13 protein-coding genes and 1 pseudogene are annotated in these 12,862 nt (G+C 69.6%); 6 read left to right on the top strand and 8 right to left on the bottom strand.

Annotated elements, in window-relative coordinates:
* Positions 1-45: 45 nt before the first annotated feature.
* The 5 genes from G5C60_RS02150 to G5C60_RS02170 all read right to left on the bottom strand — a co-directional run bounded on the left by G5C60_RS02150 (position 46) and on the right by G5C60_RS02170 (position 5,383).
* Positions 46-1,080, bottom strand: a complete 1,035-nt coding sequence (locus tag G5C60_RS02150) for a zinc-dependent alcohol dehydrogenase (RefSeq protein ID WP_165254426.1) — start codon at positions 1,078-1,080, stop codon at positions 46-48.
* A 26-nt stretch (positions 1,081-1,106) separates the two neighbouring features.
* Positions 1,107-2,114 (bottom strand): alcohol dehydrogenase catalytic domain-containing protein, encoded by a 1,008-nt coding sequence (locus G5C60_RS02155; protein WP_165254427.1) that lies wholly within the window; start codon positions 2,112-2,114, stop codon positions 1,107-1,109.
* Positions 2,111-2,992, bottom strand: coding sequence for a carbohydrate ABC transporter permease (locus G5C60_RS02160; protein ID WP_165254428.1), 882 nt, complete (start codon positions 2,990-2,992; stop codon positions 2,111-2,113). Before G5C60_RS02160 ends, G5C60_RS02155 begins: the two co-directional genes overlap by 4 nt.
* A complete protein-coding gene (locus tag G5C60_RS02165; protein ID WP_165254429.1) occupies positions 2,989-3,951 on the bottom strand; it encodes a carbohydrate ABC transporter permease in 963 nt (320 codons plus the stop codon). Before G5C60_RS02165 ends, G5C60_RS02160 begins: the two co-directional genes overlap by 4 nt.
* Positions 3,952-4,030: 79 nt before the next feature.
* Positions 4,031-5,383 carry an ABC transporter substrate-binding protein gene (locus G5C60_RS02170; RefSeq protein WP_165254430.1) on the bottom strand — a complete coding sequence of 451 codons (1,353 nt, stop codon included), beginning with the start codon at positions 5,381-5,383 and terminating at the stop codon, positions 4,031-4,033.
* A gap of 514 nt (positions 5,384-5,897) precedes the next feature.
* Here G5C60_RS02170 and G5C60_RS02180 point away from each other — a divergent pair.
* From G5C60_RS02180 to G5C60_RS02190, 3 genes and pseudogenes are all read left to right on the top strand, one after another.
* Entirely contained in the window at positions 5,898-6,164 is a 267-nt protein-coding gene (locus G5C60_RS02180) for a hypothetical protein (protein ID WP_165254399.1), read from the top strand.
* The gene (locus G5C60_RS02185) at positions 6,161-6,502 is read left to right on the top strand and encodes a hypothetical protein (protein WP_165254432.1); all 342 of its coding nucleotides are present in this window, start codon (positions 6,161-6,163) and stop codon (positions 6,500-6,502) included. The genes G5C60_RS02180 and G5C60_RS02185 overlap by 4 nt, the downstream gene beginning before the upstream one ends.
* A gap of 7 nt (positions 6,503-6,509) precedes the next feature.
* A pseudogene (locus G5C60_RS02190) lies at positions 6,510-6,959 on the top strand (family 1 glycosylhydrolase); the annotation flags it as partial.
* 184 nt (positions 6,960-7,143) lie between these two features.
* Here G5C60_RS02190 and G5C60_RS02195 read toward each other — a convergent pair.
* Positions 7,144-7,767, bottom strand: coding sequence for a WD40 repeat domain-containing protein (locus G5C60_RS02195; RefSeq protein WP_165254434.1), 624 nt, complete (start codon positions 7,765-7,767; stop codon positions 7,144-7,146).
* 360 nt (positions 7,768-8,127) lie between these two features.
* On the opposite strand from G5C60_RS02195, the gene G5C60_RS53505 reads away from it, so the two are divergent.
* Positions 8,128-8,451, top strand: a complete 324-nt coding sequence (locus G5C60_RS53505; protein ID WP_338145662.1) for a TetR family transcriptional regulator C-terminal domain-containing protein — start codon at positions 8,128-8,130, stop codon at positions 8,449-8,451.
* A gap of 136 nt (positions 8,452-8,587) precedes the next feature.
* On the opposite strand, the gene G5C60_RS02205 is transcribed toward G5C60_RS53505, so the two are convergent.
* Both G5C60_RS02205 and G5C60_RS02210 read right to left on the bottom strand, forming a co-directional pair.
* Positions 8,588-8,986: a thiol-disulfide oxidoreductase DCC family protein gene (locus G5C60_RS02205; protein ID WP_206439006.1), complete on the bottom strand. Its 399-nt coding sequence runs from the start codon at positions 8,984-8,986 to the stop codon at positions 8,588-8,590.
* Complete coding sequence (locus G5C60_RS02210; protein ID WP_241266428.1) at positions 8,986-10,134, bottom strand: methyltransferase; 1,149 nt, start codon at positions 10,132-10,134, stop codon at positions 8,986-8,988. The genes G5C60_RS02205 and G5C60_RS02210 overlap by 1 nt, the downstream gene beginning before the upstream one ends.
* Positions 10,135-10,435: 301 nt before the next feature.
* On the opposite strand from G5C60_RS02210, the gene G5C60_RS02215 reads away from it, so the two are divergent.
* Complete coding sequence (locus G5C60_RS02215; RefSeq protein WP_165254436.1) at positions 10,436-10,726, top strand: hypothetical protein; 291 nt, start codon at positions 10,436-10,438, stop codon at positions 10,724-10,726.
* Between the two features lie 139 nt (positions 10,727-10,865).
* Complete coding sequence (locus G5C60_RS02220; RefSeq protein ID WP_165254437.1) at positions 10,866-12,809, top strand: alpha/beta fold hydrolase; 1,944 nt, start codon at positions 10,866-10,868, stop codon at positions 12,807-12,809.
* The last annotated feature ends 53 nt before the right edge of the window (positions 12,810-12,862 follow it).

Consider the following 12,862-nt stretch of genomic DNA (forward strand, 5'->3'; position numbering starts at 1 on the left):
TCGCAGTTTCCCACATGGGCCGGTGGGGCCCGTCCGGCCCCGGACCTACGGACCGTCCACCGTGACCAGCACCTTGACCTGCTCGGGGTCGACGGACGCGGCGAAAGCCTTGGCAGCGTCCGCCAGCGGATAGGTGGCGGTGACGATCTCGGCGGTGTCGACGGCGCCCGAGGCGATCAGGGACAGGGCGGTGCGGTAGTCCGCCGCGGTGTACATCAGGGTGCCCTCGATGTGGATCTCGCGGTCCTGGATCAGGTCCAGACGGATCGGGGTCGGGCCGGCGGCGCCCACGCCCACCACGATGATCCGGCCGCCCTTGGCCACCAGGTCGATCGCCTGCGCCATGGACTGCTCCCGGGTCACGCAGTCGAAGACGACGTCGACCGGGCCGCCGAGCGCCGCGTGGACCTGCTCGACCAGGTCGGGGGCGTCGGCGGGCAGGGCCGTGTCGGCGCCGAGGCGCAGCGCCCTCGTCCGCTTGCCGTCCAGCAGGTCGGTGACGGCGATCCGGGCGGCGCCCGCGTGCCGGGCGGCGAGGAGGGTGAGCAGGCCGATGGGGCCGGCGCCGAGCACGACAACCGTGCGTCCGGTGAGGTCACCGGCCTTCGCCACGGCGTGCACCGGGGTGGACAGGGGCTCGACGAGGGCGGCCTCGATGTCGGTCATGCCGTCGGGGACGCGGTGGACGCGGTCGGCCGGGATGGTGAACAGGTCGGTCATGGCGCCGGGCGTCTGGCAGCCGAAGACCTTCAGTTCCTGGCAGATGTTGTAGCGGCCCGAGAGGCATTGCGGGCAGCGGCCGCAGTACAGGTTGGGCTCGATGAGCACCCGGTCGCCCGGTGTGAAGTCCTCGGCGCCCTTCCCTGCGGCGGCGACGACGCCTACCGCCTCATGACCGGGGCGGTAGGGCAGGTCGATGAAGGGATGGTGGCCGGCCGCCGCATGGGTGTCGGAGCCGCACACGCCGACGACCGTGGTGCGCACCAGGAGTTCGTCGTCCCCAGGCACGGGGGCGGGCACGTGCTCGATGGTGATGTCGTCGAGGGAGCGGACGAGAACGCGGCGAATCTGCTCGGTCATGGGGGGGTTCCGTTCGGTTCGGGCGTTCACGCGGAGGCGAGGCCGGGCTGGATCTGGATCTTGCGGCCGATGCCCGCCTTGAAGCGGGCGATCGCGTCCGGGAACGCCGCCAGGGGAAGGCGGTCACTGATGAAGACGCGCGGGTCGATGACACCGGTGGCGAAGAGGTCCGCGGCGCGTTCGAAGCTGTGCAGCACGGCCATGGAGCCGGTGATCGTGATCTCCTGGTTGTAGATCCGGTACGGCTCGATGGTGGCCCGGGCGGCGTAGTCGGCGACTCCGAACTGCAGGTACGTACCCCCTTTACCCACCCGGCCCAGGGCGTCCTGGATGGCTTTCGCGTTGCCGGTGGCGTCGACGACCAGATCCCAGCCGTAGGGCGGCCGGTCGAGCTCATCGGCCGACGCGGCACCGGCGGAGCAGCCCAACTGCCCTGCCGTGGCCAGGCGTTCGGCGTTGATGTCGACGACATCGACGCTCGCGGCGCCGGTGACCTTGGCGAGCTCGAGCATCATCAGGCCCATGGTTCCGGCGCCGTAGACGAGCACCCGGGAGGCGAGGCGGCTGCGCAGGACGTCGTAGCCGCGCACCGCGCAGGACAGCGGCTCGATCAGGGCCGCGTCCTCAACGTCCATGTGGTCAGGCAGTCGTATGCAGTTGGCGACGGGCGCCACGGCGTACTCGGCGGCTGCGCCCGGGTGGGTGACGCCGATGGCGGCCCAGCGGTCGCAGAGGTTGTTGTGGCCGAGGCGGCAGTAGTGGCACTCGAAGCAGTACAGCGACGGGTCTACGGCGACCTGGTCGCCGATCGCGAGTGCGGTGACCTCGCTGCCGAGGTCCACGACCTCCCCGGCGAATTCGTGGCCGGGGATGATGGGCAGCTTCGGGGCGAACTCCCCCTGGAGGATGTGCAGATCGGTGCCGCACAGCCCGGTGGCCGCGACCTCGACGACGACCTCGCGCGGGCCGGGAGCGGGGTCGTCGACCGTGGTGATCTCGACGCTGCCCGGCTGGGTGATGACGGCTGCCTTCACTTCACGGCTCCCAGGGAGAGGCCGCGGACGAGCTTGTCCTGGGCGGCGAAACCGGCGATGAGGACAGGCAGCGAGACCAGCGTGGCCGCCGCACACAGCCGGGCCAGGAACAGGCCCTCGTTGGTGATGAACCCGACCAGGAACACCGGCGCGGTGGACGCCTGGGTGGCGGTGAGGTTCACGGCGAACATGAACTCGTTCCAGCTGAAGATGAAGCAGATCAGCGAGGTGGCGGCGAGTCCGGGCATGGCGACCGGCGCGACGACCCGCCACAACACGGTGAGCAGGCCCGCGCCGTCGACCTCGGCCGCCTCCAGGATCTCCTTGGGGACCTCGGCGAGGAACGAGCGCATCATCCATACCGCGATCGGCAGGTTCATGGCGGTGTAGAGGATGACCAGCGTCCACACGTTGTCCAGCATCCCGGCGTCCTTGACGATCAGGTACACCGGCAGCAGGGCGGCGATGGCCGGGAGGAACTTGGTGGACAGGAAGAAGAACATCACGTCGGTCCACTTCTCGACCGGCTTGATGGACAGCGCGTAGGCCGCCGGTACCGCCAGGGCGAGCACGAGCAGCGTCGAAAGGATGCTGGCCATGGCCGAGTTGAGGAGGAAGGGGGTGATGTCCCGGCTGAACAGCAGCTTGTACTGGTCGAAGGTGACGGCGGCGAAGGGGGTGGGCGGGTTGGTGGCCGCGTCGGCCTCCTGGTGGAAGGAGGTGAGGACCATCCAGGCCACCGGCGCGAAGAACGCCAGCGTTGCGAGCCAGGCGACGAAGGTCCACAGCGGTGACAGGCGCGGGGAGTTGGGGTCGTCCTTGCCACGGAGGAGCTTTTTCAACCTGGCCCCTGGGGCGGCGACTGCGGCGTGGGTCATCGGGATGTCTCCTCGCGGAACAGCGACGCGATGGTGCGCAGCGCGAAGGTCGCGATGACGAACGCGCCGAGGACTACGACGACACCTGCGGCGGCTGCCTCGCCGTACTCGTACTTGCGGAACATGGTCAGGTAGATCTCGTAGGGCAGGTTGGTGGTCTGGGAACCGGGGCCGCCCTGGGTGATGGTGAAGACCGCGTCGAAGGTCTGCACGACGTAGATCGTGCCGAGCAGGACGCCCAGCTCGATGTACTGGCGCAGGTGCGGCAGCGTGATGTGGCGGAAGGTCTGCAGCGCGGAGGCTCCGTCCATGCGGGCCGCCTCCAGGACGTCGCCGGGCTGTGCCTGGAGGCCGGCCAGAAGGATCAGCATCATGAACGGGGTCCACTGCCAGACCAGCGACACCATGACGGCGGGCATCGGGTAGGAGGAGATCCAGTCGACCGTGGGGCCGTTGTCCGCTCCGAAGAACCTGTATACGGCGTTGAGGATGCCGTTGAGCAGGCCGTAGTCGGGGTTGTAGATGGCGTGCTTCCACAGCAGCGCTGCCGCGACCGGCATGACCAGGAACGGTGCGATGAGCAGGGTGCGCGCCAGCCCGCGGCCGGCGAACCGCCGGTCGAGGAGCATCGCCAGCCCGAGTCCGAGGATCACACTGATGATCACCACCGACGCGGTGAGCACGACGGTGTTGAGTACGGCCGTGCGCAGCCGCTCGTCGGTGAAGACGAACGAGAAGTTGGACAGACCGACGAAGTGCCGGTCGCCCGGCCTGAGGATGTTCCACTGGAAGGTGGAGATGATCAACGTGGCCACGAAGGGCAGCTGCGTGATGACGATGGTGAAGATCAGCGCGGGCAGCAGCGGGATGCGGCGCTTCCACTTGGCCGCCGCGCCCGAGGACTTCCGGGTACGGGAGGGAGGGGATGCTGTCTTGGGGGGTGCGGTGAGCGTGGTCATGAATGGTTCCTCTGCCGGTGAAGGCCGGGGCCGCGGGAGCGGCGCCCGGCCGACGCTGAGGCCGGCCGGGCGCTGAAGGTCACTTCTGGTAGGTCTTGGCGACGTCCTCGGCCAGCTTCTGGCCGTCGTTGAGCGCCTTGTCCACGCTGGTCTTGCCGGCGATCGCGGCGGAGATCTCCTGGGTCACCTTGGTGCCCAGGTCCTGGAACTCGGGGATGGCCACGTACTGGATGCCCACGGTCGGCCGGGGCTGGACGCCCGGGTTGGCCGGGTCGGCGCCCTCGATGGACTTCAGGGTGATGTCACCGAAAGAGGCGGCGGCCTTCTTGTACTGAGGGATCTCGTACGTGCTGGCCCGCTTGCCGGCCGGGACACGCGCCCAGCCGAGCTTCTCGCCGACGAGGTTCTCGTACTTCTTGCTGGAGGCCCACAGCATGAACTGCGAGGCGGCGTCGGCGTTCTTCGTGGTCTTGGGCATGGCCCACGACCAGGCCCACAGCCAGCCGCTGCTGTCCGTCTTGACGGTCGGCGCGTAGGCGTAGCCGACGTTGCCGGCGATCTTGCTGGAGGCGGGGTCCTCCAGTGACCCGGCCGCGCTGGTCGCGTCGTACCACATGGCGACCTTCTTCTGGCTGAGCGCGTTCAGGCACTCGGTGAACCCGGCCTGCGGGGCGCCGGCCTCACCGTGCTCGCGGACCAGGTCGACGTAGAACTTCGTGGCCTCCTTGAAGCCGCCGCTGTTGACCTGCGCCTTCCAGTCCTTGGTGAACCAGGTGCCGCCGAAGGTGTTGACCATGGACGTCAGCGGCGCACCCAGCTCGCCCCAGCCCGCCAGACCGCGCAGGCAGATGCCCTTCATGCCGGGCTCGGCGCCGTCGACCTCGGCCGCGATGTCGGCGACCTGCTGCCAGGTCGGCCGCTCGGGCACCGTGATGCCCTTCGCCTTCATGACGTCCTTGTTGTACATGAGCATCGAGGACTCGCCGTAGAACGGCAGGGCGTAGAGCTTGCCGTCCGAGCCGGTGAGCGACTGGACCATCGGCTTGAGCAGGTCGGCCTTGTCGAAGCTCTTGTCCTTGTCGGCGTAGGAGCCCAGGTCGTGCAGCCAGCCGTTCTTCTCCCAGATGGGCACCTCGTAGGCACCGATGGTGGCGACGTCGTACTGGCCGGCCTGGGTGGCGATGTCCTGGGTGACTTTGTCGCGCAGCTCGTTCTCGGGAAGGATCGTGAAGTTGACCTTGATCCCGGTGTCCTTGGTGAAGTTGTCCTTGGTCAGCTTCGCGATGTCCTCCATCTGCGGGTTGCCGACCATCAGGACGTTGATGCTCTTCCCTCCGCCCGAGGACCCGCCGGTTCCGGCTCCGGAACAGGCGGTGGCGAGCAGGGCGGTGGCGGCGGCGCCGGCTATGAGGGCGTATCTGGTCGATGCCATGTGACGGGGGGACCTCTCGTGCGGGTTCGCCGGGACCTCGACTGAGGCTCGGCGGGGAGGGCGGAGGGGTGGAGATGCGTCCCTGGGGAGTCGGGCGCGTTTCGATGGCCGAATTATTAGCAGGAGACCGCCCCGTTGTTAACACATCTTGCGAGAAAATCTCTTCGGACTTATCGTCAAGCAGCCTCTGAAGGGCTACGGGAGTCCACCGAACAGCCCAGCCCCAGCCCTCGACCTTGCCGCCGCCGTCCCCGAGGAACCCGCATGAGCGCCAGACCGGAACCCGCAGACCAGCCTGCCGTCGTCGTCGGAGACGCGCTGGTGGACCTCACCCCCGCCCGCACGGCCGATGGCGCCGCGGCCTTCCAGCCGCGCCCGGGCGGCTCCTGCCGCAACGTCGCCGCCGGTCTCGGCCGACTCCGAGTCCCCACGGCACTGCTCGCGCGCATCTCCGACGGACACTTCGGCGATCTCCTGCGCGCGCACCTCGCGGCATCCGGCACCCGGCTCACCCATGCGCTGCCTGCCGTCCGACCCCACCACTCTCGCCACCGTGCATCTGCGCGAGGACCGGTCGGCCGCCTACTCCTTCCACGCGAACGGCACCGCCGACCGCGGCCTGCGCCCTGAACACCTCGCTGCTCTCCCGGACGGCGGCGCGCTGCCCGCGGGGACGGCTCTGCAGCTCGGGTCGCTGGGTCTGCTGCTCGAACCCCTCGCCTCCACGCTCGACAACCGTTCGCCCCTGAGCATCAGCTTGGAAAGGAAGTCAGTCACATGACAAGGGTGAAACTCGCTGTCAGGTCCGCTGCCGTGCTGTCCCTCCTGGGGGTCAGCGGTTTGCTGGCAGCCCAGCCCGCCACTGCGCACCCCGGCTTCTACAGCAAGGACCGCAGCGGCTGCCACTATTCAGGCGGCGTCTCGAGCTTCGACGACCACGCGTGGACGCAGAAGGACACAGGGAGTTGCGCGGGCCACGCTTGGCTCAGGGTGCAGTACACGGACGGGTCCTACTCGGATGACCTTCACGCTGAGAAGCGAGTCGAGGTGTACGGCCCCATCCTCCGCGCCTGGCACAAGAGCCAGGCCAACGAATCGTGGGTGCTGTCTCACTACTAGCCCCGGAGACTGGATCGGCGTCCAGTCCTGCACTCGTACCGGGATCGGTCCCGACGGTCCGGTCCCGGCCGCCGAGGACGCCGAGCGCACCCTGACGGGGTGGGAGTACTACCCCACCGCCGTGGGGCACGCACTGCGCCACACTGCCGAGTTGCTCTGCGACGTCCCGCTCATCGTCACTGAGAACGGAATCGCGACCGGCGACGACATCCGCCGGATCGACTACTGCACTGGTCCGCTTGGCGAGGTCGCCGCGGCCCTGAAAGACGGCATCGACGTCCGCGGCTATCTGGCCTGGAGCGGACTGGACTACTACGAGTGGGGCTCCTACCGGCCCGCCTTCGGGCTCATTGCCGTCGGACCGGAGACCTTTGCCCGCACACCGAAGCACTCCGCCCACTGGCTGGGCAGGCTCGGCCGCACCCGGGAGCTGCCGCGCACCCGCGCCGCCTCCTGACACCACCCCAGGAGCTGGCGGCACCTGATCACCGCCGGCTCTCGTCACCATCCTGTCCTCCCCGGCACGCCCTCGTGCACCATGTACCGAGCACCGCCTGGTTCAGCGACGGCGGCGGTCCGAAGATCAGGGAGCGGTGGCATGCCCGTACCGGCTCGGCTAGGGCCCGCCCCGGAGAACCGGATCAGTCCTCCCCCGTGATCAGCCGGTCGACCGGCGCGCAGGCGTCGCAGCGCCAGAGCCTGATGGTGCCGTCTCCGTGCGTGGTGACCAGGCGCCCGTCGCCGGGCAGGAAGGCGATGCCCTCGACAGAGGTACCGAAGTCTCCGAAGGTGACCGGTTCGCCGCCGACACTTGTACGCCACAGACGGATTGTGCCGTCCTTGCCCGAGGCAGCTACCCACTCCCCGTCCGGGCTGAAAGCCACGGACCACACGAAGCCCTGATGGCCGCGGAGCACCACCGGGTTGTCGTCGCCCACCAGGTCCCAGATCCGTACGGTGCCGTCGTCGGCGGCGCTCGCCAGGCGTCGGCCGTCTGGGCTGAACACCGCCGACCACACCATTCCCCGGTGGCCGCGCAGCACCCGTAAAGGGCGGTGGCCGCCCTCGGCGCCCCAGATCCTTACCAGCCCATCATTGCTGCCGATGGCCACCCACCGCCCGTCCGGGCTGTACGCCACAGACCGGAAGTAGATCGCTTTTCCGGCGCGGCGGATCAAGGTTCGGCCGTCCGAGACGGCCGGATGGATCCGCATCGCTCCGGCTCCGGTGACCACCGCCACCTTGCCTGCGAGTACTTCCGTCATAACGCGCCCACTCCTCAATTCTTGACTGGTTCGTCCATAACGTTAAACCGTTATGGACGAACCAGTCAAGAATGGGTAGGCTGTCCCCATGGCACGACCCAGGAAGTTCGACGAGCAGCAGGTACTGGACACTGCCCGGGAGCGGTTCTGGTCGGGTGGGTACGCCGCCACGCGAATGGAAGACATTGCCGAGGCAACGGGGCTCGGCAAAGGCAGCCTGTACGGCGCGTTCGGCGGAAAGCAGGAACTGTTCCACCGCGTGTTCGACGATTACTGCGCCTGCGTCGTCGATGCGGTGAGCCGGCAGCTGGGCGGCGACGACGCCACCGCCTACGCGCGGCTGTCCGCCACGTGTACGCGGTGGCGGCGGCGACTGCCGCAGACACCGCCCACCGCGGATGTCTGTTGGCCAAGGGCGCCGCCGAGCTGGCCGAACACGACGAGACGGTGGCCAAGCGGGCGCGCGCGGCCATCGAGGCCCTGCAGGCGCTACTGGAGGGCGACATCGCAGCCTGTCAGCGCAATGGCGATATCGCCGCGGACGCGGATCCGGGAAAGCTGGCCGCGCTGGTGCTCGCCGTACTGCGCGCCATTGAAGCGCTGGGCAAGGCCGGAGCCAGCGAGGAGACGCTGACCGATATAGCCGGGACAGCCCTTGCTGTACTGCCCCGCCCCGCTCACTGAGCTTCTTCAGTCTGGCCACCGATCGGGGGGATGGCCGAGAGTGCGTGACAGGCGTCCCGAATGACCCGGTGCCCCTGATCCGCCCCCCGCTCCGCCCGGCACGCCCCCTCCGTTCCGGCGCATGCGGTGCTCCGGATCACGAGGCGTCCCGGCGGGGTGGCGCCGCTGGGCCGACGGCGCACGCCGTCGACGATCCCGGCATCCGGTAGCGGTTCCTGGCGACCAGCCGGTAGCACCCGGCCGCTAGCGGGCGCACCGGCGGCGCCGCGAGCGCACGGCCGAGGACCCTGCCCGCGCGGTTGCCCCGGGCGAGGGTGAGCGCGAGCGCCGTGGCTCCACCGGGGCGCCGGTCGCCCGGGGCGCCGTGGGCGTTGTCGACGAAGACCACCTCGCGCTGGAGGCGTTCCTCGGACAGGCCGTATCGGGAGAGGTCGACCGACTGCCAGGGCACCATCTCCACCTCGGGCGAGAAGCGCTGCCGGATCAGCGCGACGGACCTCGTGCAGAATCCGCAGTCGCCGTCGTACAGCAGCATCACGCAACCCCCGCATCGACACTCGCACCCGACGGGTGCGCCTCCAGCATGAAGTGGTGCGGCAGGCCGGGCAGCGGCACGGCCCGGCCCAGCTCCAGACCGGCGTCGGCGAAGAGGCGCCCGTACTCGGCGAGCGTCCGCTCCCTGCCGTCCGTCAGCACCATCATCTCGATATCGCTGAGCGCCATCACCTGAGCCTCCGGCAGCCCGCTGAAGTCCTTCTCCTCGGGCAGCACCAGCGTGGGCACCAGGACCCTTCCCGGCGGCTCCGCCGCGTCGCGGCAACGGCGCAGGAGCCGCACGCACGCGGCGTCGTCCCAGTTGTGCAGGATGTTCTTCAGCAGGTACGCGTCACCACCGGGCGGTACGGAGACGAAGAAGTCGCCCTCGACGAGGGTGCAGCGGTCCTCCACCCCGGCCTCGCGCAGCACCGCGGGCGCCGCCCGCAGGGCCGCCGACCGCTCCACCAGCGTGCCCCGCACGCCGGGGTGGGCCGCGAGGACAGCGGCGAGCAGCGCCCCGTCCCCGCCGCCGACATCGACGAGCTGCCGCAGGCCGCCGAAGTCGTACGCCGCCACGATCGCGGGCACCTGCGCCGCGGTCACCGGCGCCATGGCGCCGTGCATGATGTCCGCCAACCCGCCGTCGTATTCGAGCGCGTCGAACAGCCCGACACCGTTTGCGCATTCAAAGGCGGGCTTCCCGGTCCGTACGGCATCCTCCAGCGCGCCGTAGGCACGCCAGACGGACGGGGCGCCGTAGAGGGCGGTCAGCCGCCGCACCGCCTCGCCGTCGCCGAGCGCCCGGCCGAGCGGGGCCAACTCGAAGCGGCCATCGTCGCGGACGGCGAACAGGCCGAGCGACGCGGCGGCCCGCAGCAGCCGGCGGAGGGCGCGGGCATCGGTACCGGTGGAGCGGGCCAGGTCCTCGGCGGACTTGACCGTTCCGTCGAAGGCATCGAGCACGCCCAGACGGGCGACCGTGCCGCTGACCTGGGACAGCGCGAAGCCGAACACCAGCGATGCGGTCGCCGCGCGCAGAGCGGGCTCGTTCCCGGGATCAGGCCCAGGCCCCGGATCCGGCTGTGGACTCGGATCGCGACCCACATCCGGATCTGTCGACTCTGTTACCTCGGCCATGTCGGTCATCTTTCGACTCCCTGAGTGACGACCCAGGAAGGCTAGGCGTGAAGAGCATCGCCGCGCCTCCTGCGATCACAGGATGATCCGGCCCCCAAGAAGAGCGGAGCTGAGGATTGACAACCGCTGGGAGGCGGGACTGCGGCCCGGCTACCGCCGCCAGTGAGAGAGCGTCAATTACCCCTCGCCGCACCCGATGTCAATCCTTGGTTGGCGGCTCTTTCCGGTCCCACAACGGTCAGATCGGACGACGCCACGCGGCGTGCTGTGGGGCCAGTCTCGTGGCAACCCGAACGAAAGGGAGTCCACCATGACTCTGATCCAGTCCGTCCAGGAATCCCCGATCGCGCAGTGGGCGCACGAGAACGCCACCGCGCACGACACCCACTACATCGCCCCTCAGGACAAGACCATCCCGGTCCTGTTCACCCCGCTGGTGGCGCTGACGGTCGCAGGCGCCGCCGGATGCGCCATCGGCGCCGGGACCGGTTTCGCCCAGGCCCTGGGCTTCCACGACCAGGACGCTTCCATGCCCACCTCGGGCACGGCTGCCGGCCTCTCCGTGGACGCGCTGACCAGCCGGCACCCGGGCATGGCCTGACGCTGCGATGATCTCCGGCGCTCCCAGACCGGACGAGGATCCTCCGGGAGCGCTGGAGCGCGCGGGTCGTCCCCTTATCTCTCCAGAGAAACATTCCGCCTCAAAGCGCCACAAGGGCTCTCCCGAAGGGAAACTGCGCATGGAACGGCCGGCTGCCTCACCCGCCACCTTCGTACGTGGCCTCGTCGACCAGGTCTGCGGCGGCCAGGACGACATCGACACCGTGCTCCGCAAGGTCGAGATGTTCACGTCGGTAGGCGCGGCGATCGGGTCACTCGAACAACTGACGGTGCCCCACAACTACTCCGACAAGGGCCTGTTCGGCTGGCCGGTGATGCGCCTGCGCTCACCGATGTGGTGGCGGCGGCTCGGCCAGGAGCGCCTCGACAAGATCTTCGGCTACCCGAACGTCCTCGGGGTGGTGGGGGCACGGGCTCTCGCCGGCGTCGGCCTTGTGCTGCCGGGAGCGAGCCGCGCTCAGCGCGGCGCGTATGCGTCCACGATGTGCGTCACCGCGCACGGGCTGCACACCCGCATGGGCGGGTACGGGCTCGACGGTTCCGACCACCTGGCGTTCGTCAGCTACGCCGTATCCGCCCTGGAGAAGATGTTCGGCGGCGATGAACGAGCCCGCGAGACCCTCGTGCGATTCCTCGCCGCCCAGGTGTGCGTGGCCTACTTCACCTCCGGGGCAGCGAAGTTGATCTCCCCGGTCTGGCGTGACGGTACCGCCATCCCGGACATCTTCCGCACCAACATGTTCGGCGACCTCAAGTTCTACGAGGCCGTCCGCGACCGCCCGTGGCTGGCCAAGACGGTCGCCTGGACGACGATCCTCGGGGAGATGGCGTTCCCGCTGGTGCTGGTGGCCCCGAGGCCGATAGCGCGCGGAATCCTCGCCTCCGGCGCCGTGTTCCACCTCAGCAACGCGCACTTCATGGGGCTCAACCGCTTCGTCTGGTCGTACTGCTCCACCTACCCCGCACTTCAGCACGTCGCGCGAAACCTGGGGAAGACGCCCCCGGCGCGCACGAGCGCCGCCCCGGCGTCCGCCGCCAAGGCGCTGCCCACCGCGGCGGAGGCGGCCGGGGACGTGGCGGGCCTGCTGCGCAAGGCCGCCTCGAAACGCTCGGTCGTGGCGGCGGGGGCCGGGATCGTCGTCGCGGCGGGCGCCGCGTACTACGCGACGGCCAAGCGGCGGCAGCGGCTGCGCCGTTCGGCGCCCGGCGAGCTGATCCGTGTACGGGGCCGGGACACGCACGTGCTGACCAGCGGCCCGAAGGGCAACGGACCGACCGTCGTGTTCGAGAACGGCCTGGCCTCGCCGTCCACGGAGTGGGGCTGGGTGCTCAACAGCCTCGGGCCGGACACACCGTACCTGGCCTATGACCGTTCCGGCACCGGCTGGAGCGCCACCGCCCGTGAGCCCCAGGACGCCCAGGCGGTGAGCGAGCATCTGCTCGCGCTCCTCACCGAGCTCGGGCTGAAGCCACCGTACGTCCTGGTCGGTCATTCGATCGGTGGGCTGCTCATCCGCTCCTTCGCCCGGCGCAACCCGGAGCTGACCGGCGGTCTGGTGTTCCTCGACGCCACGCACCCGGAGCAGTTCCGCCGCTCGCTGCACCAGCGGGAGTCCCTGCCCTGGATTAAGCAGCGGATGATCGCCGCCCGCCTCCAGGCCTCGGTCGGGCTGCTGCCCGGCGCCCGCAGCGCCGACAAGATGGGGATCCTGCCCGGCGAGCTGGTGCCGGCGACGCGGGCCTGCATGGCGCAGCCCCGCATCTGGGGGACCGCGAGCCGGGAACTGAACCAGATGCAGCGGTCCTGGTCCGCGGACGCCGCGCTGCTTCCGCGGTCGCCCTCCACCCCCGTCGCCGTGCTGACGGCGGGCGAGACGGCGCACAATGACCCCGTCCACCTCGAGCTCCAGCAGGAACTCGCCCAGCTGTCGGACGTCTCGCGCCACGACGTGGTGGACCAGGCCGGTCACGACACGGTCGTCCTGTCGAAGCCGCACACGGGCCGCGTCGTCGCGTCGATCGAATGGGCATCTGCCCACCTCAGTGCGGCCGCCCATGCGTGACACGCCCCGGGCAGACCATCCCGAACGTTCCGCCTCGACGACTCCCGCAAGGA

Origin of the sequence: Streptomyces scabichelini (assembly GCF_011045015.1) — a bacterium.
Taxonomy (GTDB): Bacteria; Actinomycetota; Actinomycetes; order Streptomycetales; family Streptomycetaceae; genus Streptomyces; species Streptomyces scabichelini.